This is a genomic window from Hydrogenovibrio halophilus DSM 15072 (assembly GCF_000384235.1).
Taxonomy (GTDB): domain Bacteria; phylum Pseudomonadota; class Gammaproteobacteria; order Thiomicrospirales; family Thiomicrospiraceae; genus Hydrogenovibrio; species Hydrogenovibrio halophilus.
The window spans coordinates 117,596-140,615 of the sequence record NZ_KB913033.1 but is presented as its reverse complement, the minus strand read 5'-3'; the positions used below and the strand labels follow the sequence as shown (position 1 = coordinate 140,615).

General features: G+C 53.6%; 15 protein-coding genes. 10 read left to right on the top strand and 5 right to left on the bottom strand.

The window, feature by feature from the left end:
• Positions 1-19: 19 nt before the first annotated feature.
• Both A377_RS12600 and A377_RS0100655 read left to right on the top strand, forming a co-directional pair.
• Positions 20-1,384: a type II secretion system protein gene (locus A377_RS12600; RefSeq protein ID WP_019894136.1), complete on the top strand. Its 1,365-nt coding sequence runs from the start codon at positions 20-22 to the stop codon at positions 1,382-1,384.
• Positions 1,335-3,101 (top strand): type II secretion system protein, encoded by a 1,767-nt coding sequence (locus tag A377_RS0100655; RefSeq protein WP_157760655.1) that lies wholly within the window; start codon positions 1,335-1,337, stop codon positions 3,099-3,101. The genes A377_RS12600 and A377_RS0100655 overlap by 50 nt, the downstream gene beginning before the upstream one ends.
• Before the next feature lie 658 nt (positions 3,102-3,759).
• Here A377_RS0100655 and A377_RS12595 read toward each other — a convergent pair.
• The 3 genes from A377_RS12595 to A377_RS0100640 all read right to left on the bottom strand — a co-directional run bounded on the left by A377_RS12595 (position 3,760) and on the right by A377_RS0100640 (position 6,418).
• A complete protein-coding gene (locus A377_RS12595) occupies positions 3,760-4,611 on the bottom strand; it encodes a type II secretion system protein (protein WP_019894134.1) in 852 nt (283 codons plus the stop codon).
• On the bottom strand, positions 4,605-5,543 hold the full coding sequence (locus A377_RS11490; RefSeq protein WP_019894133.1) for a hypothetical protein: 939 nt from the start codon (positions 5,541-5,543) through the stop codon (positions 4,605-4,607). The genes A377_RS12595 and A377_RS11490 overlap by 7 nt, the downstream gene beginning before the upstream one ends.
• A 107-nt stretch (positions 5,544-5,650) precedes the next feature.
• Complete coding sequence (locus tag A377_RS0100640; RefSeq protein WP_083919045.1) at positions 5,651-6,418, bottom strand: TorF family putative porin; 768 nt, start codon at positions 6,416-6,418, stop codon at positions 5,651-5,653.
• A gap of 292 nt (positions 6,419-6,710) precedes the next feature.
• Between A377_RS0100640 and grpE the strand changes: the two genes are divergently transcribed.
• From grpE to A377_RS0100610, 5 genes are all read left to right on the top strand, one after another.
• Positions 6,711-7,340: a nucleotide exchange factor GrpE gene (gene grpE, locus A377_RS0100635; RefSeq protein ID WP_019894130.1), complete on the top strand. Its 630-nt coding sequence runs from the start codon at positions 6,711-6,713 to the stop codon at positions 7,338-7,340.
• Positions 7,341-7,481: 141 nt separating this feature from the next.
• A complete protein-coding gene (gene dnaK, locus A377_RS0100630; protein ID WP_019894129.1) occupies positions 7,482-9,413 on the top strand; it encodes a molecular chaperone DnaK in 1,932 nt (643 codons plus the stop codon).
• 522 nt (positions 9,414-9,935) lie between these two features.
• On the top strand, positions 9,936-11,087 hold the full coding sequence (dnaJ, locus tag A377_RS0100625; protein WP_019894128.1) for a molecular chaperone DnaJ: 1,152 nt from the start codon (positions 9,936-9,938) through the stop codon (positions 11,085-11,087).
• Between the two features lie 25 nt (positions 11,088-11,112).
• On the top strand, positions 11,113-11,916 hold the full coding sequence (gene dapB / locus A377_RS0100620; RefSeq protein WP_019894127.1) for a 4-hydroxy-tetrahydrodipicolinate reductase: 804 nt from the start codon (positions 11,113-11,115) through the stop codon (positions 11,914-11,916).
• A 168-nt stretch (positions 11,917-12,084) separates the two neighbouring features.
• Positions 12,085-14,664, top strand: a complete 2,580-nt coding sequence (locus A377_RS0100610) for a methyl-accepting chemotaxis protein (RefSeq protein WP_019894125.1) — start codon at positions 12,085-12,087, stop codon at positions 14,662-14,664.
• 77 nt (positions 14,665-14,741) lie between these two features.
• On the opposite strand, the gene A377_RS12590 is transcribed toward A377_RS0100610, so the two are convergent.
• Positions 14,742-16,583, bottom strand: a complete 1,842-nt coding sequence (locus A377_RS12590; protein ID WP_019894124.1) for a cyclic nucleotide-binding domain-containing protein — start codon at positions 16,581-16,583, stop codon at positions 14,742-14,744.
• Positions 16,584-16,691: 108 nt separating this feature from the next.
• Here A377_RS12590 and A377_RS0100600 point away from each other — a divergent pair, with 108 nt between their 5' ends.
• On the top strand, positions 16,692-17,942 hold the full coding sequence (locus tag A377_RS0100600; protein WP_157760653.1) for a multidrug effflux MFS transporter: 1,251 nt from the start codon (positions 16,692-16,694) through the stop codon (positions 17,940-17,942).
• A gap of 42 nt (positions 17,943-17,984) precedes the next feature.
• Here A377_RS0100600 and A377_RS0100595 read toward each other — a convergent pair whose 3' ends face one another.
• Entirely contained in the window at positions 17,985-18,215 is a 231-nt protein-coding gene (locus A377_RS0100595; protein WP_019894122.1) for a DUF2798 domain-containing protein, read from the bottom strand.
• A gap of 368 nt (positions 18,216-18,583) precedes the next feature.
• On the opposite strand from A377_RS0100595, the gene carA reads away from it, so the two are divergent.
• Together carA and carB are read left to right on the top strand one after the other, a co-directional pair.
• Positions 18,584-19,729, top strand: a complete 1,146-nt coding sequence (gene carA, locus A377_RS0100590; protein WP_019894121.1) for a glutamine-hydrolyzing carbamoyl-phosphate synthase small subunit — start codon at positions 18,584-18,586, stop codon at positions 19,727-19,729.
• Positions 19,730-19,745: 16 nt separating this feature from the next.
• Positions 19,746-22,967, top strand: a complete 3,222-nt coding sequence (gene carB / locus A377_RS0100585) for a carbamoyl-phosphate synthase large subunit (RefSeq protein WP_019894120.1) — start codon at positions 19,746-19,748, stop codon at positions 22,965-22,967.
• Positions 22,968-23,020 lie beyond the last annotated feature (53 nt).

Genomic DNA, 23,020 nt, shown 5'->3' with positions numbered 1-23,020 from the left:
AATCAAAAGGAATATCGCTATGAAACCCTTTACTTATGCGCCTAGAACGCACCGCCAAAATGGTTTTACGCTGGTCGAAATCGCCATCGTACTGGCGATTCTCGGGTTTCTGACAGCCGGTATCCTCGGTGGGCTCGGTGCGTTTCGCGACAGCGCGGACTTTAAACAGGACGAGCGACAGCTGAAAGACATCAAAGAGGCCTTGTTGAGTTTTGTCGCCGTGAATGGGTATTTGCCATGTCCGGATACGGATGGTGATGGCCGGGAAAATCGAGATGGTGACAACTCTTGTACGTCCTCAAGTGATGAGCTTCCTTTTGCGGATTTGGGGACTCATTCAAAAAATCCATGGGGTCACTCTTATCAATATGTTGTGAACAGTGAAGCAATCAGTTTGCTTACGCACCCTGAATCTGCGAGTTATTTTAATAATGAAACAGGTGCTCCACATTTTGAAATTACCACAGAACCTACAGCCTCTGAAAGCGGTGACGGAAACTATTTGATTAAGGATGCAGGTGATAAATATTTAATGGGCCATAAAAATTCATCTGGGGACTGGGAAGGTACTGCGCCATTGATTGTTTTATCAATGGGGTCCAATCACATAAATGCCGATGATGCAGGTGATTGCAGCGTCTTTGATGGTGATGAAAAAGCCAATTGTGAAGCTTTATTCGCCGGAGGTTCTGATCCATTTATTCGTGGCCAACAAAGCCGCCAGGACAATGATTTTTTTGATGATGCGTTGATTTGGTTGACGGCTTTGGAAATAAAACGTTTTACTCCCGGTGTTTTGCCTGATGGTTCCAGCGGAGGTGGAGGTGGAGGTGGAGGTGGTGGAGGGTATCCCCTGTCATCTTTACCTGATGAAGAGTTTGAGGTAGAAGATGCCCGATATGTTGAGGAATATGTGAATCAGAGTAATAAAATTAAAGGTAATGAAGTTGTCGATATAGGAGAATTAGACCTTGAAGGAAACAGTCCTTTAAATTTGGAGGGTGGAGAAAATACTGTTCGAATAAATGAAATGGGTAACTCAGGGCCAGGGAATTCCGGTAAATATACCCCTATAAAAATTAACAGTAATGATAATAAATTGGAGCTTTCCAGTGATCTTAAAGCTGATTTGGAAGTAAGTGGAAATAAAAACTTAATCCGGATTGAAGGTAGCGTTGATTCTCCAATTACTTTATCTGGTAGCGACAATGAAATCTACGTGGGTGAGTCTGTTGACTATTCCATAGTATCTTCAGGACTAAACAATGAAGTTTACTTGGAAAGTGAAACGTTAGCGGATATGAATGGTTCTATCTCTTCAAGTGTTAGAGTGTATGAAAAAGATGGTGATGATTGGAATTGTGTGCAAAACTGCGATGATTAATTCAAAAAAACGAAATGGATTCACTCTCGTTGAATTGGCAGTGGTTCTGGTCATTATAGGCTTTGTCACTGTTGGGATGTTACGCATGTTCGATGGTCCACGATCCAGCGCTAAATATGTGGAAGACCAGCAGAAACTGGCGGACATCAAGGCGTCGATCATGGCTTATGTGGCGCGTTATCGTACTTTGCCATGCCCGGATTCGAATAAAGATGGAAAAGAAAATCCTGAAATTGGTACTGGTCAGCAGCACTGTGAGGCCAATGAAGGGTATTTGCCCTACCAGACGTTAAAAACCCATGCTCGCAATGCGTATGGCGAACGGTTTTATTATGTGACAGTCGCAGATTCAACAAACAAGAGTGGCGCAACGCTATCTTCTTCCTCCGGCAGCTATTTTGGTCGGCCCAAAGACAATACTGACCCTTTTGACCAGGCCCCTTATTTTGCGCTGGATACGCCCCCCACAGCAACCGATGTTGGAGAGGGGTTGATTTTTGTTTGTGATCGGTCTGTGCCCGATGTGCCGCCCTCTGATCCGAATTCCTGTCAGAAAAACCCATCTTATGAAGCCAGTTCCATGATTGCGACAGTGGTTTCGTTTGGGGCCAACAGTGATCAAACCTGGAAAGGCGGTGCTTCTTCGGTTCCTGTAAACGGTGTTCCCGCTTGCCCGGGTTCGCTCGATAGCGAGGCAGAAAAACTCAATTGCAATCATGCACCAGCCGGGAAGATTGCCGATGTTGAGCGGGCCCGTCTTTTACACAATGCCCAGCAGAGCAAAGACGGTTTTGATGACGCCATGATCTGGGTTTCGGCCTATGAAGTGAAAAAGCTTTTGGGTATGGGAAAGCGACCTTCCGAGCCCACTTATTCATCCAGAAATGATTTTAAGACTTCCCAAGGCATTGAGGATTTTCTGAATTCCCCGTCAACAGGGGGGTTGGATCGCACTGGTGGCCAAAGTGGTTGGGAGGTTGCCACGGATTCAGGTGATGAGATTGAACGCCGAACCATTACCGTCAACAGTGACGGCGATACCGAAGAGGTGACCGTTCTGACCCAGACGCAGAATGGCGAACGGGCATTGTTTATCGAAATACCTGAAGGAACGGATGAATACATTCTGCACAGTGTTGTTGAATTGGGTGAGGGTGACTCTGGTGGCTACGGTGTTTTTTTTGATACGTTGCTGGAAGCAGATGAGCCTGAGAATGCGGTGGTGGATCGCGGGTATGTCACCCAGTTTAATCGCGGCTACAGTGGTGCGGCTGAGAATGAAAGCAGCATTTTGTTACGTGATTGGAAAGAAGGCGAAAATGAAGAAAGCGATGATGGGCCTTATGACGGCGCTTATTATCGATACAACACACGTCCCGGCTCGGGTGATGAACCAAATGATGGCGGTATCCCCGATAAGGACAATGATCCTGACTGGTGGGAAGAGATTCACAAAATGACGATCAAAGTAACAGGCGTGACGCCAACGGAGGATGACAGTGATGCCGAATCCATGCTTCAGCGCCAAGTGACAGTGACGGTCTATGATATGGTTGATTATTACGGTAACTGGCGTCCGCGGTTTGATTTTACCCAGACACATACGTTGGATCCGAAAGACGAATTCGGTAGTGATCGAAAGCTGTTTACCGGGTTTCGAACTTGGTCCAGCCCTGACAGTTACTTTTATGAATTTGATATTGAGCGTTTGAATTAAGACGAGCCATGCCTTGAAAGATCCCTCCGCTCCGGTCGGGATGACAGGTTTGTTCGGTCGGTATGACAGAGTGTTCCGGTCGCGATGGCAGGGTGCCAATGGTCCAATCGTATGTCATCCTGAGCGAAGCCGAAGGATCTTTAAAGGTTCGCCGCGCTACCAAGCGGTGTTTGAGAGATCCCTCCGCTCCGGTCGGGATGACAGGTGGCGGTCGGTTAGGATGGCAAGTGTGTTCGGTCGGGATGATAGGGGCGATTGGAATGACAGAGTGTTCCGGTCGCGATGGTAGTGTACCAACGGTCCAATCGTATGTCATCCTGAGCGAAGCCGAAGGATCTTTAAAGGCCCGTCGCACTACCAAGCGGTGTTTGAGAGATCCCTCCGCTTCGGTCGGGATGACAGGTGGCGGTCGGTTGGGATGACAAGTGTGTTTGGCCGGGATGATAGGGAGGCGGTTAGGGTGACAGAGTGTTCCGGTCGCGATGGCAGGGTGGCAATGGTCCAATCGTATGTCATCCTGAGCGAAGCCGAAGGATCTTTAAAGGCCCGCCGCGCTATTAAGCGGTATTTGCAAGATCCCTCCGCTTCGGTCGGGATGACAGGGTGTTTTCGGTCGGGATGACAGGTGGCGGTCGGTCGATTACCAGGCCTGGTTACATTACCAATGGGTGTTAATGAGCGTTTTGACTTCCGGGGTGGTTAGCCAGGTGAGTTGATGACGGAATTGGTCGCTTAGGGTTTTCTGGTGGAAGTACCGCTTGCCATTGCAGTTGAGTTGTTCGCTCTCAAAGGCGTTGTCGCAGTCCTGCCAGGTTTGGTCGCCCCCTTGCCCGAAACTGACGATCACGACGGGTAGCAGGTTGCCATCGACTTTGCTGAGAGGGGTTTTGTTTTTGCAGTCAGTGGCTTCGTTGCCACAGACTCTGAGTGCGCCATTCAGTGCCGAAGTCATGCCTCGTGGCGGTGTGAGAGTGCGAATGTATGGCGGTTTGTTTCGTGTTTTCTCGTGATGTTTGCAGGTGCCATCGCAAGCGTGTTGGCATTGCGAAAGTTTGCAAAAATTTTTTTCGGTGGTATTGCATTGTTGCCATTGGTTGGTGACCTCTCCGGCATGACCAAAGAGGCTGGCCGATGTGCATGCCTCTAAAATGTCTGTGTTGTCTGCATTGGTGTTGGCCGCATACAGAAATGGGTTGCCATACACGTCTCTCGCGGGTGCTTGCAAATCCAGGTAGGGCAGTTGCCCCTGATCATCCCTGCAACGCTTGTTGCTGATGCGATTTTGTTGGCCGTTGCCACTGGTATCGGGGCAGGGCAGATAGCCATTGATTTGGATAAAGGTTTTCAGGGCGCGTTTGATTTCCAAAAGTTTTTCCCGGTTTTCCACTGATTTTTCGTAGTGATAAAAGCTGTGTTTGATGCCCATGGCAGGGACCAGAAGAATGGACAGCACGGTCAAAACCACCATCAATTCCAGTAATGTAAACCCTTGATTCACCGATTTCAGCATAGCGATTCCCGCCAGTTATTGCCAATGGGATTTGACGGATCAGACCCTGCCGGGGCGGGACAGTCTGGCGTTGGGTCCTGGGCGTTTGTGCAGCGATTGAACCAGCCCGGTTCCGAATCGGGTTTGGTGCAAAGTCCTTTGGCTTGGGCCGCTCGTTGTGTGATTAACCGTTGCCATCGGTTATGAGTGAGGACCCAGAATTGTCCGGCTTTCCGAACAAATGTTGGTGTTGTTATGTCCGGTAAGTGAGGGTGGCTGTGAAGGCTTAGGTCGGAGGCGCCGGTCGGCATGGTTTCGTCTGTGATAAACAGCAATGCCACAAGGTCGGTCTGGTTGCCCAGTGCCAGTCGCCCATCGCCGGGGTTGTCGGGGTTCAACGGGCTGTAGCGCTTGGTGGGTGGGTTGTTGAAGTCGGTGTTTTGTATGACGTAGCGGCTGTCTACGGCGTACCAGATTACGGGTGTGGAAGCCGGTCTCGGCACGAAGTGAATATGGCGGGAGGCGATTCGGACGGGCAAGCGCCCCCAGACAAAGAATTGTCCCTGTCCACAAGGCGCGTTGGACTGTTGATTTTGGTTGGTGTCCGGGCATGGTAAATAACCTGGGCCGGGAACCCGGTTGGGCGCATAGAAGTTTTCATTGGAATCGGTGGCGTAAATTTCCGGGATGGCGTGCAAAAATATTTCCAGTTGTCGACCGGCTTCTTCCAGTGCCTGTTGATTTTTCAAGGTTGTGCGCAATTGAAGTGCGTTTGTGCTGCTGGAAAGCGTTTGTATGCCGATGGTGCTGAGGCTGATTGTTAAGAGGACGGCAACCAGAATGATCAGCCCGTAACCCCGCTGAGGGATAAAAACTTTGCCGTTTTTTTGCGAAGAAGCAGGAAGTTTGATAGTAATTCTCTGCGTATTTATATTTAAAAACAACTCTATCAAAGAGAGTCAGGATACGCAAAAATTCTTTTTGGAAACAAAAAAACCGGCCAGGTTGCCCGTGGCCGGTAATCACAACTAACGATTTGAGGAAACGACTCGCTGCTAAATTACATAATGTCGAAAGACTTTGTTACGCCAAAGACCAAAGCGCTGTCATCATCGCTATCCCAGCCGGTTTTGCTGTTTTTGTCGATATCGGTTGAGATGTAGCTAATTGAGGCATCAAACATGTCTGCAACGCTGGTTGAATAGGTGATGTTATACCACGAGTGGTCCGTGCTCCCTGCGCCGGCGCCGCCATTAACGGTACCCACAAAGTTTTTACCGATACCGTAAGTTGCTGACAGACCTTCGTAGCTTGCGGTCAAAGCGTAACGCTGGTAGCTTTGGTCTTTATTGGTGCTGCCGGACACTTTTTCGTTTGCGGCTTCGTGTTCACCGAAAGCGGCATCAAATGATAGGAATTTATAGCCCAGAGATAGGTTTGCTTCCATGTATGAAGAGTCCCACCAATTGTCGTCAGACTTATAGTCTTTGGAATAGCCATAATAGGTTGCGCCAACACCCAGGTCTACGTCGCCAAAGGATCCTCCCCAGCCGCCGTAGAAATCATATTCCACACCTTGGTTATTCCCGCCGTTTGAAAGGGATGAGCCCCAAGTCCCGAGATAGAAGCCTGAGTCATGTGCGTAATCAATTCCGCCCTGTGCTGCTGCAGCATCTGTTTGCTTCAAGCCGAAAACGTAATATTGAGTCACGGCACCCATGTTGCCTGTGACTTCCGCTTGTGTTGTCGCAGGTGCGACAGAAAACGCGGCAGAAGACGCCACAGCCATGGAAACCAACAGTGATTTTAAAGGAAAGGTTTTTTTCATTTTACGCTCCGTGTCGTTATGGTTTGAATCAAGTTCGCCGAGTACAAAGAAGGACTCGTGCCAGAAATGTAAAAAACTAATTAAAACAAGTGGATGGTGTTTTTGTTTTCGTGTTTGGTAAGATTTCTGTCTTTAATTGCACCAATGTTCTAACAGTGTTGCACTGTTTTGGTTCGGTCCTGAGTTGGCTTTGGTTTGCCTTGTGATGCAAAAAATTGGGTCCGGGTCTTGAATTCGTTTGGTGCGGCATTATTGATTGGGTGTTTGCATTCAAATCAATTGGGAGTGATACATGGCGAAACAGGACGCAGAAAAGCAAGCGCAGGAAGCCGCGCAAAAGGCCGAGGCGGCCAAACAGGCGGCTGAGGCTGCAAGTTCAGCCGAAACCAGACAGCTTGGGGACGACGAAATGTCGGACGAAACCCATCAGGCCGAAGACGCCGTAAACAAAGGTCTGCAGGAAATGCTGGACGATGCCCGCAAGGAAGCGGATTCGCACAAGGATCTGGCGGTCCGCACTCTGGCCGATATGGAAAACCTGAAGCGCCGCACCCGCAAAGATGTGGAAGAGGCGCACAAGTTTGGCCTGGAAAAATTTGTCACCGAATTGTTGTCGGTGGTGGATTCAATGGAAATGGGGCTGGAAGCGGCGAAGAAAGCCGAGCAGGAACAGGGCGAGGGCGTGACCCCGCTGGTGGAAGGCATGGAGATGACGTTCAAACAGATGTTGGATGTATTGGACAAATTCCATGTTGAGCGTCTGGACCCCAAGGGCGAAACGTTTGATCCGCAGTTGCATGAAGCCATGACCATGATGCCGTCTGAAGACCACGATTCCAACACGGTGGTGGAAGTGGTGCAAAAAGGCTATCGCCTGAATGAGCGGCTGGTGAGAGCCGCGCGCGTGGTGGTGGCGCAGTAAAAAAACTACCAGGCCTGGTAAAAAAACAGTTCAGGGGTTGAAAAGGTCAGGTCGTTGCCCCACATAAACGTTAAGGATTTAAAACGTTTTTATTTACTCTCAGCAGTCGGTTGAAACGACTCAAAAATTTTGGAGAAAATTATGGGAAAAATCATCGGGATTGATCTCGGGACCACCAATTCATGTGTGGCCATCAATGAGGGCAAAGAAGTCAAAGTGATTCCAAACGCCGAAGGCGCGCGTACCACCCCATCGATTGTGGCTTATGCCAATGACGGCGAAGTGCTGGTCGGGGATTCGGCCAAGCGTCAGGCGGTGACCAATCCGGAAAACACCCTGTTTGCGATCAAGCGTCTGATCGGTCGTCGTGCCGACGATCCGGTTGTGGCCAAAGACAAGGACATGGTGTCCTACAAGATTGTGGCGGCCGACAACGGTGATGCCTGGGTGCAAGTGGGCGACAAAAAACTGTCGCCACAGGAAGTCTCGGCACGCACCTTGATGAAAATGAAGCAGACCGCAGAAGATTACCTGGGCGAAGAAGTCACCGAAGCGGTGATCACCGTTCCGGCCTACTTCAACGATTCTCAGCGTCAGGCGACCAAGGACGCCGGTAAAATCGCCGGTCTGGAAGTCAAGCGGATCATCAACGAGCCTACTGCAGCGGCGCTGGCTTATGGCATGGACAAGGTCCAGAACGACAAGAAAGTGGCCGTATACGATCTGGGCGGCGGGACCTTCGATATTTCCATCATCGAAGTGGCCGATCTGGACGGTGAAAAACAGGTGGAAGTATTGGCCACCAACGGTGACACCTTCCTGGGCGGCGAAGACTTTGACAATGTGATCGTCGATTACATCACCGCCGAGTTCAAAAAGGACCAGGGCGTGGACCTGAAAGCCGACAAACTGGCCTTGCAGCGTGTGCGTGAAGCGGCGGAAAAAGCCAAAATCGAATTGTCTTCGCGTGAACAGACCGACATTAACCTGCCGTATGTGACCGCGGATGCGTCCGGTCCGAAGCACCTGAACATGAAAATCACCCGCGCCAAGTTCGAGTCGTTGATCGAAAATCTGGTGGCCCGTTCGATTGAGCCATGTAAGATCGCGATGAAAGACGCCGGTGTCAGCGCGTCGGAAATCGACGACGTGATTCTGGTGGGCGGTTCCACCCGTGTGCCAATGGTTCAGGCCAAAGTGAAAGAGTTCTTTGGCAAGGACCCACGCAAGGACGTGAACCCGGACGAAGCCGTTGCCATGGGCGCGGCCATTCAGGGCGGTGTGCTGGCCGGTGACGTCAACGACGTGCTGTTGCTGGATGTCACGCCTCTGTCACTGGGGATTGAGACCATGGGCGGTGTGATGACCAAGCTGATTGAGAAAAACACCACCATCCCGACGCGCAAGTCGCAGGTGTTCTCAACCGCCGAGGACAATCAGTCGGCGGTGACCATTCATGTCCTGCAGGGTGAGCGTGAAATGGTGTCCGGCAACAAGTCGCTGGGTCAGTTCAATCTGGATGAGATCCCACCGGCACAGCGTGGCACCCCTCAGATTGAGGTCACGTTCGATATTGACGCCAATGGTATCCTCAATGTTTCGGCGAAGGACAAGGCGACCAATAAAGAGCAGCACATCACCATTCAAGCGTCTTCCGGTCTGAGCGAAGACGAAATCGAGAAAATGGTGAAAGACGCGGAAGCGCACGCCGAAGAAGACGCCAAGCTCAAGGAGCTGGTCGAGGCACGTAACCAGGCCGATGCCATGGTTCACGGCACTCGTAAACTGCTGGACGAGCAGGGCGAAGGCGTTGACGCGTCGGAAAAAGAGGCGATTGAAAAAGCCATTACCGAGCTGGAAGAAGCGATCAAAGGTGACAGCAAAGAAGCGATTGATGAAAAATCGCAGGCGCTGGCCACCGCCAGCCAGAAGCTGGCCGAAAAAGCTTACAGCCAACAGCAGCCGGGCGATGCCGGAGCGGAAGGTCAGCAGCAAGGTTCTGACAACAACGCCGACGACGACGTCGTGGACGCAGAGTTTGAAGAAGTGGACGACGACAAAGACAAGAAATAAGATTGTCAAAGTCCTGGTGAGCACGGAGCGCTTCGGCGCTCTCGTGCTTTTCTTTTATTGAGAGCCCTTCGCACGAGGTCAGATGACGGCTAAAAATGGCTAAAATTCCGCTGTTCTGCGTTGGGAAATTTGACCATGGCCCTGCCATGGCCTGCATTTCCCGCCTTGATCAGCAAAATTTTTTCTCATTTTTATCACGCCCCTGATTCTCGGCTTTCGCCGAGTTCTTCGTTTCGAGCAAAGGGCTCGCCCAGTATTTTTTAAACAAAATACCGGGTAAACCCAAACGCTTTGTTTTAGCCCGAATGTTTCATGAATTTGCGCTGAGGTCGCGCAGGAACTTGGTTTCACAAGGAAATTTTCGAAGGCGCGTCGTATCCTTGATTACGACCAACTGAGAAAATATTTCTTGTAGAATCAAGGGGCAAGCGAGATCGGTGCAAATTTGTGAATCGAAGAAACCGAAGGTAAATATTCGGGCCAGAGCCTTTGGGTTTACCCGAAACTGTTAAGTGATCATTTATGAGCAAACGCGATTATTATGAGGTTTTAGAACTGTCTAAAACCGCAACCGAAGGCGAAATCAAAAAGGCGTACCGCAAAATGGCGATGCGCTACCACCCGGACCGCAACCCGGACAACCCCGAAGCGGAAACCAAGTTCAAGGAAGCGTCGGAAGCCTACGAGGTGCTTTCGGACCCGCAAAAGCGTCAGGCCTATGATCAGTTTGGTCACGCCGGCGTGGACGGTCAGGCGCAAGGCGGCGGCTTCGGCGGTGGCGGTTTTGATTTCGGCGACATTTTCGGCGACATTTTCGGTGGCGGCTTCGGCGGTCGTCGCGGTCCCCAGCCGGGCAATGACCTGCAGTACGAATTGGATGTGAGCCTGGAAGACGCTGTCAGCGGCACCGAAGTCGACATTCGGATTCCGACCAAAGAACCCTGCGACAAATGCGACGGCTCGGGTGCGGAACCCGGTTCCGATGTGCAGACCTGTCCGACCTGTGAGGGCATGGGCAAGGTCCGCATGCAGCAGGGCTTCTTTGCGGTGGAGCGTACTTGTCCGACCTGTCATGGCACCGGCAAGATTGTGAAAACGCCGTGTAAAGCCTGTCGGGGCGAAGGCTTCAAGCGCAGTCACAAGACCCTGTCGGTCAGAATTCCGGCGGGCGTGGACAATGGCGATCGCATTCGTTTGCAGGGCGAAGGCGAAGCGGGCGAGCCGGGCGCACCACATGGCGATTTGTATGTGCGCATTCACGTCAAGTCACACAAAATCTTTACCCGTGACGGCAATAACCTGCTGTGCGAGTTGCCGCTCTCCTTTACCACCGCGGCGCTGGGCGGCACCATTGAAGTGCCGACGCTGGCAGGCAAGGCCAATCTGAAGATTCCGCCCGGCACCCAGTCAGGGCAGCGTTTCAAGCTGGCGGGCAAAGGGGTCAAGTCGGTGCGTTCCAACCGCATCGGTGATATGATTGTGCAGGTTCATATTGAAACGCCGGTGAAACTGACCTCCGAGCAGAAAGATCTGCTTGAGCAGTTGGAACAAAGCTTTGAGGGCAAGCATCATAAGCACAGCCCCAAATCGCAGAGTTTTCTGGACGCGGTGCGCGCCTTTTTCAAGGGCGATGACGAGGCGGACAAAGGCGACCGGGAAGAGCCCTGGAAATAAACGCGACAAACAGGATGGGTAAACGATGAGAGTCGGCATTATCGGCGCCTGCGGGCGCATGGGCAAAAATTTGATCAAAGCGGTGGATGAGGCCGAAGACCTGACGTTCAGCGCGGCCATTGACCGCCCCGATTCGTCCATGATCGGTGTGGATGCCGGTGAAATGGCGGGCATTGGCACGCGCGACATCACGGTGGTGGATCAGATTGATCAGGTCACAGACGATTTTGATGTGCTGATCGATTTCACCACGCCTGAGACCACTTTGCATAACCTGAAGGTGTGTCTGGCCCATGGCAAATCGATTGTGATCGGGACTACCGGCCTGACTGCCGAACAGCAGGCCCTGATTGACGAAGCCGGCAAACGGATTCCTGTGGTTTTTGCCGCCAACTACAGTGTGGGGGTGAATCTGGCGCTGACGTTGTTGAAGCAGACAGCGGACGTGCTGGGCGACGACTACGACGTGGAAGTGATCGAAGGCCATCACCGACACAAAGTGGACGCGCCGTCCGGGACCGCATTGCGGATGGGGCAGGTGGTGGCAGACAGTCTGGGGCGTGACCTGAATGAGTGCGCGGTATACGGACGCGAAGGCATTACCGGGGAGCGTGACCCCAAAACCATCGGTTTTGCCACGGTCCGTGCCGGAGACATTGTGGGCGAACACACAGTGATGTTCGCCACCGAAGGTGAGCGCGTCGAAATCACGCACAAGGCTTCCAGTCGAATGACGTTTGCCAAGGGCGCAGCCAGGGCCTGTCGCTGGCTGTCCGGACGATCGCCGGGGCTTTATGATATGCAGGACGTTCTAAAGCTAAAAGGTTAATTCCAAAAAAAGGCGCTTCGGCGCCTTTTTTGTTACCTAAAATATGCAAAAAACGTTCAAGTATGTCCAGGGTTTTGCTGTTTTTACCAGGCCTGTTAAAAATGGCATTATTTATGCTTGCGTGATCGTTATTGATAAAAAACAAGTAAATGATAAAAGTGGTGCACTATGAGAAACAACCAACCGGTAACAAACAAAGAAACGCCGATCCCCGAGGGACTGCGACTGGTCTCATCCACCGATTTGCACGGAACCATCACCCAGTGCAACGATGCGTTTGAAGTGATCAGTGGCTTCTCCCGCAAGGAGCTTTTGGGTGCCAATCATAATATTGTGCGCCATCCGGACGTGCCCGAAGCGGTGTTTGCCGACATGTGGCGCACCCTCAAAGAGGGCTTGCCCTGGACCCAGGTGGTGAAAAACCGGTGTAAGGACGGCAGTCATTACTGGGTTCAGGCCAATGCCACCCCAGTGTATGACGACCAAGGGCAGATTACCGGTTATCTGTCAGTGCGGGAGAAAGTGTCCGAGTCGGCCAAGCAGGAAGCCATGCAGGCTTATGAGCAGGTGCGCCAGGGCAAGCTGAAGATTTATCACAGCGAATTTCATACGGGCATGCGTCGCAATTTTGTCACTTCCAAAATGGGGCCACAGACCCAGATGGTCGGACTGGCTTTGTTGGTTGGTGTACTGCCGTTGGTGTTGACGCATACCTTGGTGGATCAGATGCCCGTTTGGGGGTTGATGGCGCTTTCCTTAGTGATGTTGGGCGTTGCTTGGTGGATAGGGTCTTTCCTGCAAAATCGTATCAGTCAGGCCATCGGCTACCTGCGCCAGCTTTCCGGTGGTAAGCCTAAGCTGGACATGAGCATTCGCAAGACCTATATGGGACGTTTGCGCGCGGCCATTCAATCGGCCGCGCTGGCGATCGGGGCCTACCGGGAAGACACCGAGAGCGAACGCGATCGCGGCAACCGACTGCATTTTGCGGTGGATCAGGCATGGACCAATATGATGATGATGGATAAGGATCACACCATCGTTTATGCCAACCAGCAGCTGAATGATTTTTTCCAAGAGCGTCAAGAGCAGTTTCGATCTGTATTGCCTGACTTTGACCCCAAAAAGGTGGTCGGCAAAAACATCGAAATGTTTGACCAAGCTGGAAAATCCACGTTTTTTGAACCGGAAGATCAAACCCATTTCAGTGACATCCATTTGGGGGATCTGTATCTCAAACTGAAATTCGTGCCGGTGACCAACCGGATGGGTATGCGCATCGGCACAGTAGTGGAATGGGCCGACAAGACTTCCGAGCATGAGTTGCTAAACGAGGTGAAGCACATTCACGAAGGCATTATCGAAGGCAATCTGGATTACCGGGTCAATCTGGAATTGGCCGGTGAGTCCATTCGCCCTGTGGCCGAAGCCTTGAATATGACCTTGGATGCCATTGTCGACTCAATTGATATGGCTTCTCACGTGGCGATCAATATGTCGGTGGGGCAGTTTGACCAGAAAATCAAGGCGCATGCCCCGGGTTATTTTGGCGTGGTTAAAGAAGCTTTGACGGTGAGTATGGAGAACATCTCCGACATTCTGGCCGGAGTACAGGAAATTTCCAGCTTTATTGACGAAGACTCTCGTCGTGTGCACACGGCCAGCGCGACTTTGAGTGAGAGTTCGCAGAATCAGGCGGCCTCGCTGGAAGAAACTTCGGCCTCCATGGAACAGATCACCAGTGCGGTGGAAAGCAGTTCCGACAATGCGATTCAGGCTTCACAGAAAGCCCAGTCGGCCGTGGACCGCGCCAAGCGTGGGGTGTCGGTGATGCAGCAGGCGATTGAATCCATGGATTCGATCAATACCGCCAGTCAGCGCATTGGCGACATCATCAGCCTGATTGATTCGATTGCGTTTCAGACCAATCTGCTGGCGCTGAATGCGGCGGTGGAAGCGGCGCGCGCCGGGGAACACGGTCGCGGCTTTGCCGTGGTGGCCGGTGAGGTACGCTCGCTGGCCGGCAAGTCGTCGGAGGCGTCCAAGGAAATTCGGGGGTTGATTGAAGACACCATTGAAAAAGTCGGACAGGGTTCGACCTATGTCAACGATTCGGGTGAAGCCCTCAATGAGATTCAGACCGCGATCGAAGACACCCTGGCGGTGATTGAGGAAATCTCACGTTCCAGCCAGGAGCAAAGCAAAGGCATCGCCCAGATCAATGAAGCGATTGCGTCAATCGACGGCGGGGTGCAGAAAAATGCGGCCATGGCCGAAGACACCAATCAGTCCGCCGAACAGTTGGAAATGCTGACCGCGGCCATGACCAAAAACGCGGACAGCTTTAAAATCCTGCCGCGTAATCACGCCTCGGCCTTGAACTCGGATGTGAATTTTGTGCGCATCCGTATGGCCCACCGTCAGTGGCGAGCCAAGGCTCGTGCGTTCATTCACGGCTTTGATGTGGGTGTGGTGCCGGAAAAAGCGGTCGATCCCAAAGCCTGTGAGCTGGGTGCCTGGATTTACGGCAGTGGCCAACAATATCAAGGCAATCCGAAATTCCAGACGCTTGAACAAACCCACGTGGCCATGCATGCGCACGTCGGCAAGATCATTGAGTTGAAAAACCTGGGCGACACCAAGGCGGCGGAAGCGCAGCTGGACGAGCTGGAACGGCTCAGTAACGAGGTGGTGAACCTGCTCAATGATATGGAGAATGAGATGGCCGAGGATCACGGACGCGGCTAGCTTGCTTTAATATGAGTTGTGAGCATCAAGCGCCCGGCGGGTTTCCGTCGGGCGTTTTTTTTGGGTGTAAAACGCGTTCAGTCAAACAGTTTGAAACTCATGGCGGTGATAAAGCCGATGAGGGTGACCATGCCGATAATGGACCCGCCTTTGGAGTAAGCTTCGGGCAGCATGGTTTCGGCGATGACCGTGAGCATGGCTCCGGCGGCAATGCCACTGATCAGTGCGGCGGTTTCGGCACTGGCGTCAGCGAGCAGCCATTGGCCCAGAGCTGCGCCCAAACCGGTCAGCAGCATCAACAGGGTCCAGGCTCCCAGAACCCGATAAAACGGAATGCCCTGTTCGCGCATACTGGCCGAACTCGACAGGGCTTCCGGGTAGTTGGACAGAAACAGTCCGGCCACCAGGCTCATGGAGATCATTTCGCCTTGGCTTAAATGGGCCCCGATCATCAGTGATTCCGGTATTCCATCCAGCAGGATGCCCAGCCAGATGGCCATGTAGGCGGCCTTCGGCATATTGTGGCGCGCGGGTGGAAAAGCGTCGGCGAGCGTGGGGAGTTGTCCCGGTAGCAGGTGCTTGATCGAACGATTGAGCCATTTCTGCGCCTGGAGTTGTTTGAGTCGCTGTTCCTGTGTCAGGTAATGGCTGATGTCGTCGGTGCGCAGAAAGTCGCGAACCCGGGCATTGAGCTGGTCAATCTGGTGCAGCAACTGAATAAACGCCGGTTTTTCGATCACCCAGTACTGACAGTCGCTTTGGGTGATGGCCGTGGTGGCGTGGTCACCGCCGACCACAAACCCCATGACCCCGAAAAAATCCCCTGGCTGGAGCCGTTCAAAATCCTGTTGTTTCTTTTTGGGGTCCACCAGTTTCACTGTGCCGCTTTCGAGCAGGTACAAGCGGTCAGCTGGGCTTTTGTTTTTGAAGATGGCCTGTCCGGCGGGCAGGGTGTGCAGAGCCATTTTGGAGGCCACCAGACTTTGCAGGTCTTCGGTCAGACCGGTGAGGACGGAAAAACGCCGTGCCCGTTGCAGGCGCTTTTGCGCCAAAGAAAGGTCTCTGGGGGTCGGTGGATGAATCGGCAGCGCGTGGTGCGTCTGCAGTTCGTCCCGGATTTGCGCAAGGTGTTGTTGGGTTTCGGCTTCGGTCATGGCATGGCGGGTGCGCAGGTAGTGGCGCAGTTCGCTGTCTTCGTCGTAGTAACGACACAGGCTTTCGCTCAGGGGCGAGCGCGTTTTCAGCAGCTGATTGAGGTTGTCCTTGCTGATTTCCCATAACACCGTGTCGGTGGCGGCCTGAGCCAGGGTGGCGTTGTTGCGGTTGGTGAAAAACGCCATGCGCCCAAAGGTGTCGCCGGGGCCCAGCTCCATAAAGGTTTTCAGTTCCAGGGTGGGGTCGCGCAGTTTGATCGTGCCTTGCTGAATGATGAAAAAACGGTTTTGCGAATCGCCATGGTGAAACACCATTTGCCCTTGCTTGAAGCGCCGCTGGGTGGCCTGTTGCAGAAACACGTGCTTGTCGGCGTCCGGCAGGCGGTTGAAAAACGGCAGTCGATTGAGCGAGGCCTGAAACTGCAGACGCTGTTCGGTCTGTTTGCCCCGGAAATACTGAATGGTGGTGGCGGTCTTGCGCAAAAAACCGCCTTGTTGGTTCAAAAGGGCGTTGAGCGACAGGTAAAAAGCACTGCCGGCCAGCGCGCCGAGCGCGGTTTCCAGAAAAAGGTTGTTGCTCAGGCTCGGGGCGAACAGGTCAATGGTGACCGCAGAGAGCAGGGCTCCGGCCCCGAATGCCATCAACCAGGCAATGGCCTTGTCCTGAGGTGTCCAGATCAGCGTAGTCAGAGTGCCCAGTGGCAGGGAGACGGCACTGACCAACCCGATGATCAGGGCCAGTAACATGATGTTGTCGATCGGCATGGCGATTCCTTTGCATGCGAAGATGTGAACGAATTTGTGTGCTATTGTAATGGCGCGTTTTGAGTGAGTTTGACGAATTTATTAACAGGCTGCCAGGGGGAGCAAAATTTGACTGAAAACAAGACACTTTCGTCGCGTCAGTTGGCGTTGTGGTTGGGGGTGTTGATTGCCCTGACCCCGTTTGCGGTGGACACCTATCTGCCGTCTGTGCCCGCCATTGCCGAAGCACTGTCCGCCAGTGTCAATGAGGTGAGTCTGACGGTGCCGCTGTTTCTGCTCGGGTTCGGGCTGGGACAGTTGATCGGCGGGCCGCTGTCGGATCAGTTCGGGCGCAAGCCGGTGGCCTTTTTGGGGCTGGGAACTTTTGTGCTGGCGTCGCTGATGCTTTCCCAGACTGAGAGCTTGGAAGTCTTTTATCTCTGGCGTGTGGTGCAGGCTCTGGGCGGCGGTTTTGCCACGGTGGTGTCGGCGGCCATGGTGCGCGACCTGTTCAGTGGTCAGGAAAGCGCCAGGGTGTTTTCGATGATCGCTTTGGTGATGCTGGTTGCGCCGTTGATTGCACCGGGTATTGGCGCGCTCTGGCTGATGGTGGGGCAATGGCCGTTGATTTTTGGCTTTCTGGCCGCCTACGCCGGGTTTCTGGTCTGGGTGCTGTGGCAGAAGTTGCCCGAAACGCGTCCGGCCTGGCGGCGACGCCAGCAGCGTTATCAGCAGGCCGGTTCCGGTTCGGTCTTTGCGCAGGCGCTGGCAAGCTATGGCCGGATTCTGCGCCACCGAAGGGCGTTGGGTTTTCTGGTGGCACAAGGGTTTGCCAGTGGTGCGTTGTTTGTTTACATCACCCAGTCGCCGTTTATGCTGATGCAGGTGTTTGGTCTGTCATCCGAGCGTTTTCCGCTCTATTTCGGGCTGGTGGTGCTGGGCGTGATGGTGTTTAATCGTGCCAATCTGTTTCTGTTGCGTTTTCTGCAACCGCGCCAGATATTGGTTCGGGTGCTGGCATGGCAGGCGGTGCTGGCCGGTCTGCTCTGGGCCTACGGGGTTTTGTTCACACCCAATCTTCTGATTGTGCTCGGGTTTCTGTTTTTTGTGATCGGTCTACTGGGGGCGGTGACGCCCAATATGCAGGCCAGCTTTATGAGCTTTTTCCCCAATGTTTCCGGCAGTGCCAGTGCCCTGATGGGCACCACCATGTTTGCGTTCGGCGGCGGTTTGGGCATGCTGATGGGGCAAATGCACGATGGCCAGCTTTCGACCACCTTTCTGGGGCTGTGGTGGATGGTTTTGCTCAGTGGTGGCATGTTTGTGTTCTGGGCGAAAGGCCACTTGCCCATTCACCATTCAAATGATGAACCTTTGTAAGACGTTGACAACCCGTTTTTGACCAGGCCTGGTTAAAACCGCTTACGTTTCCTTGCTGCAGATGTGGGCGCTCAGGCGCATGACCGGTTTCATAATGAGCAGTATTACCACAAACGCAATCGGCCAGGCAATCAGAAAAGCCTGCCACCAGCGAGCGGCAAAGCCAGCGTCCAGGCCGGTATTGACCCAGGTGATGACGAAGGTCATCAGAACGGTCATAAACAATGACATCAAAAGTGGTTGCACCAGACGTTGGTAGCGTTGCGACAGCATGGATGAAAGCCCCTATTTGAAATGTTACACAATGGTAACGTTTAAACGGGCATTGGGCAAGCCAGTGCAGTGCCCTAAATCGCCATAGAGTATGGGACACGAAACCAGACAAACCCATATGAGGTCACAATGATTTCGGTGGACTTATCCCGGTGAATGCATTACAATCCGCGCAATAATTCGATTATGGCTTTTCGCTGATTGGGGTTCGATGAAATGCCTGTGATACCGCCGCAGATCATAGTAAGAAACGGAGTGAGTTCCTGAGAGGGAATTGGCTCCGTTTTTTTATATGGGGGCGGTAAAAGCATCACGGGCGATTGACCCCCGGTTTGACAGAGCGACTTTGGCAAGCAGGGCACACATCCATGACAGACACAGCAATTCTCGCGTTGGCAGACGGCACGATTTTTCGAGGCACTTCACTGGGAGTCGCCGGACAGACGGTGGGCGAGGTGGTGTTCAATACCTCCATGACCGGCTATCAGGAAATTTTGACCGATCCTTCTTATTACAAACAGCTTGTGACATTGACCTATCCGCACATTGGCAATGTCGGGGTCAATGACGACGACCGTGAGTCGGGATCCATTATGGCGCAGGGCCTGATTGTCAAAGATTGTCCGGCACGCATGAGCAACTTTCGGGCGCAACAGTCTTTGCCCGATTATCTGGCCGATCAGAACGTGGTGGCCATTGCCGACATCGACACTCGGGCCTTGACCCGGATTTTGCGCGACAAGGGCGCACAGTCGGGGGCGATTGTGGCCGGAGAGGCGTTGACAGAAGAAGACGAGCAGCGCGCTGTTCGCCTGGCACAGGAGTTCAGCGGACTGAAAGGTCTGGATCTGGCGCAGGCCGTGACCACCGACCGGGTGTACGAATGGACCGAGGGCACCTGGTCGCTGGAAGGCGGTCATGCCGACCGTTCAGACGCGCAACGGTTTCATGTGGTGGCGTACGACTACGGGATCAAACACAATATTTTGCGGATGCTGGCCGATCGCGGCTGCAAGCTGACGGTGGTGCCTGCCAAAACCCGGGTGGAAGACGTTCTGGCGCTGAACCCGGACGGGGTGTTCCTGTCCAACGGGCCAGGCGATCCGCAGCCGTGTGACTATGCGATTGAAGCGATTCAGGTGCTGCTGGAAAAACGGATTCCGCTGTTCGGGATCTGTCTGGGGCATCAGTTGCTGGCATTGGCCGCTGGCGCAAGCAGCATCAAAATGAAATTCGGCCACCACGGGGCCAACCATCCGGTGCAGAATCTGGCCGACCGCAAGGTCATGATCACCTCCCAGAACCACGGTTTTGCGGTCGAATCCGACAGTTTGCCCGATCATGTGGCGGTGACGCATGTGTCGCTGTTTGACGGCTCGCTGCAAGGCATCCGCTTCAAGGATCAGCCGGCGTTCAGTTTTCAGGGGCATCCGGAAGCCAGCCCCGGCCCGCATGATGTGGCACCACTGTTTGATGCCTTTATCGATGACATGACCCAGCACCAACACGCTTAAAAGGACGAGACGCAAGATGCCAAAACGAACGGACATACAAAGCATTTTAATCATTGGCGCCGGTCCCATTATCATCGGCCAGGCCTGTGAGTTTGATTACTCGGGCGTGCAAGCGTGCAAGGCCTTGAGAGAAGAAGGCTATCGGGTGATTCTGGTCAACTCCAATCCGGCCACGATTATGACCGACCCGGAAATGGCGGATGCGACCTACATCGAGCCGATTGAATGGCCCACGGTCAAAAGCATTCTGGAAAAGGAAAAGCCCGATGCGATTTTGCCGACCATGGGCGGGCAGACTGCATTGAACTGTGCGCTGGATCTGCACAATCACGGTGTGCTCGATGAGCTGGGTGTGGAGTTGATCGGGGCCAATGCCGATGCGATTGACAAGGCAGAAAACCGCCAGCGTTTCCACGCGGCGATGGAAAAAATCGGTCTGGATATGCCGGTTTCCGCTGTGGCCCACAATATGGACGAGGCCTGGGAAATTCAGCAGAAGGTCGGCTTCCCGACCATCATCCGTCCTTCGTTTACCTTGGGTGGTTCCGGTGGTGGCATTGCCTACAACCGAGAGGAATTCGAGCAGATCTGCAAATTCGGACTCGATTTGTCGCCGACCAAGGAACTGCTGATTGAGGAGTCGATTCTCGGCTGGAAAGAATACGAAATGGAGGTGGTGCGCGACAAAAACGACAACAGCATCATCATCTGTTCGATTGAAAATCTGGACCCGATGGGCGTGCATACCGGCGATTCGATTACGGTGGCACCGGCCCAGACATTGACCGACAAGGAATATCAGATCATGCGTAACGCCTCGCTGGCGGTACTGCGTGAAATTGGTGTGGAAACCGGCGGCTCCAATGTCCAGTTCTCGATCAACCCCGAAAGCGGCCGCATGATCATCATTGAAATGAACCCGCGGGTCTCGCGCTCGTCGGCATTGGCCTCCAAAGCGACCGGTTTCCCGATTGCCAAGGTGGCGGCCAAGCTCGCCGTGGGGTATACCCTGGACGAGTTGCAGAACGACATCACTGATGGGGCGACTCCGGCGTCGTTCGAACCGTCGATTGACTATGTGGTTACCAAAATTCCGCGCTTTACCTTTGAAAAATTTGCCCAGGCCGATACCCGTCTGTCCACGCAGATGAAGTCGGTGGGCGAAGTCATGGCCATGGGCCGTAACTTTCAGGAATCGCTGCAGAAAGCCTTGCGCGGTCTGGAGACCGACAAGGACGGGCTGGATGAGATCATGCCTCTGGCGCAGATGGACGACAAGGAGGTCAAGGACACCTTGCGTCACGAACTGCGAACTCCCGGTCCGGAGCGTTTGTGGTATGTGGCCGATGCGTTTCGTGCCGGTTGGGATCTGGAAACGGTTTATGAGATTTCCCGGATCGATCCCTGGTTTCTGTCCCAGATTCAGGAATTGATCGATTGCGAAGACGACCTGAAACAGCGTGGTCTGGATGCTTTGGATGAACCTTTGTTGCGTCAGTTGAAGCGCAAAGGTTTTTCCGATAACCGTCTGGCCAAACTGCTGAGCACGGACGCGGCCTTTATTCGCAAGTTCCGCCACACACTGAATGTGCGCCCGGTCTACAAGCGCGTGGACACTTGTGCCGCCGAGTTTAAAACTTCGACCGCGTACATGTATTCCACCTACGAAGAGGTGTGTGAAGCCGAACCTTCAGACAAAGAGAAAATCATGGTGCTGGGCGGCGGTCCCAACCGGATCGGCCAAGGCATTGAGTTCGATTATTGCTGTGTGCATGCGGCGCTGTCCCTGCGGGACGATGGCTACGAAACCATTATGGTCAACTGCAACCCGGAAACCGTTTCCACCGATTACGATACCTCCGATCGACTCTATTTCGAGCCTTTGACACTGGAAGACGTGCTGGAAATTGTGGAGCTGGAAAAACCCAGTGGCGTGATTGTGCAGTATGGCGGTCAAACCCCATTGAAGCTGGCGCAGGATCTGGAAGAAGCGGGCGTGCCCATTATCGGCACCTCGCCCGAATCGATTGATCTGGCCGAAGACCGGGAGCACTTCCAGAAAATGCTGACGCAGCTGGGCCTCAAGCAGCCGCCCAACCGGACCGCGCGCAGTGAGGATCAGGCTTTGGCGCTGGCCAATGAAATCGGTTATCCGCTGGTGGTGCGCCCTTCCTATGTGTTGGGTGGCCGGGCCATGGAAATTGTCTATAACGACACCGATCTGCACCGTTATATGACCGAAGCGGTCAAGGTCTCCCATGACTCCCCGGTGTTGCTGGACCGCTTTCTGGACGACGCGGTGGAGCTGGACGTGGACGCGGTCAGCGATGGCGAAACCGTGGTCATTGGTGGGGTGATGGAGCACATCGAACAGGCCGGGATTCACTCCGGTGATTCGGCCTGTTCGCTGCCGCCTTACAGTATCCCCATGCACATCCAGGATGAAATTCGGGTGCAGGTGGAAAAAATGGCCAGAGCGCTGAATGTGGTGGGGTTGATGAACACCCAGTTCGCGGTCAAGGGCGAAGAAATCTATGTGCTGGAGGTCAATCCTCGGGCCTCGCGTACCGTGCCGTTTGTGTCCAAGGCCATTGGCTACCCGCTGGCGAAGATCGCGGCGCGTTGCATGGTGGGGCAGAAGCTGGTGGATCAGGGCTTTACCTCCGAGGTGCGCCCCAAGCACTATTCGGTCAAGGAAGCGGTGTTCCCGTTCATTAAGTTCCTGGGCGTCGATCCGATTCTGGGGCCGGAAATGAAATCCACTGGCGAAGTGATGGGCGTGGGCGATACCTTTGCCGAGGCCTATCACAAGTCCCAGTTGGGTGCCGGCACCGTTCTGCCCACTTCCGGCAAGGCGTTTTTGAGTGTGCGTCAGGCCGATCGTGAGAAAGTGGTCGGTCTGGCCAGAGATCTGGTGGCAAAAGACTTTACCATTCTGGCCACGCGTGGCACCGCCAAAACACTGGAAAGCCACGGCATTGAGTGTGAAGTGGTCAACAAGGTGACAGAAGGGCGTCCGAACATTGTGGACGCGATTGTCAACGAAGAAGTGGACCTGATTGTGAACACGTCCGACGGTTCCGTCAGCATCAAGGACTCGTCCAGCATTCGGCGCGAAGCCCTGATGCACAAAGTCTGCTACACCACGACCATGGCGGGTGCGCTGGCGATGGTGTCGGCCATGGCCTATCACAACAATACCAAGGTGACCTGTCTGCAGACCACCCATTCCGGGTGAAGCTGGCGTTCGGGTTGAGACCATTGCGACCGTCGGTCGCAACAGACACGGAG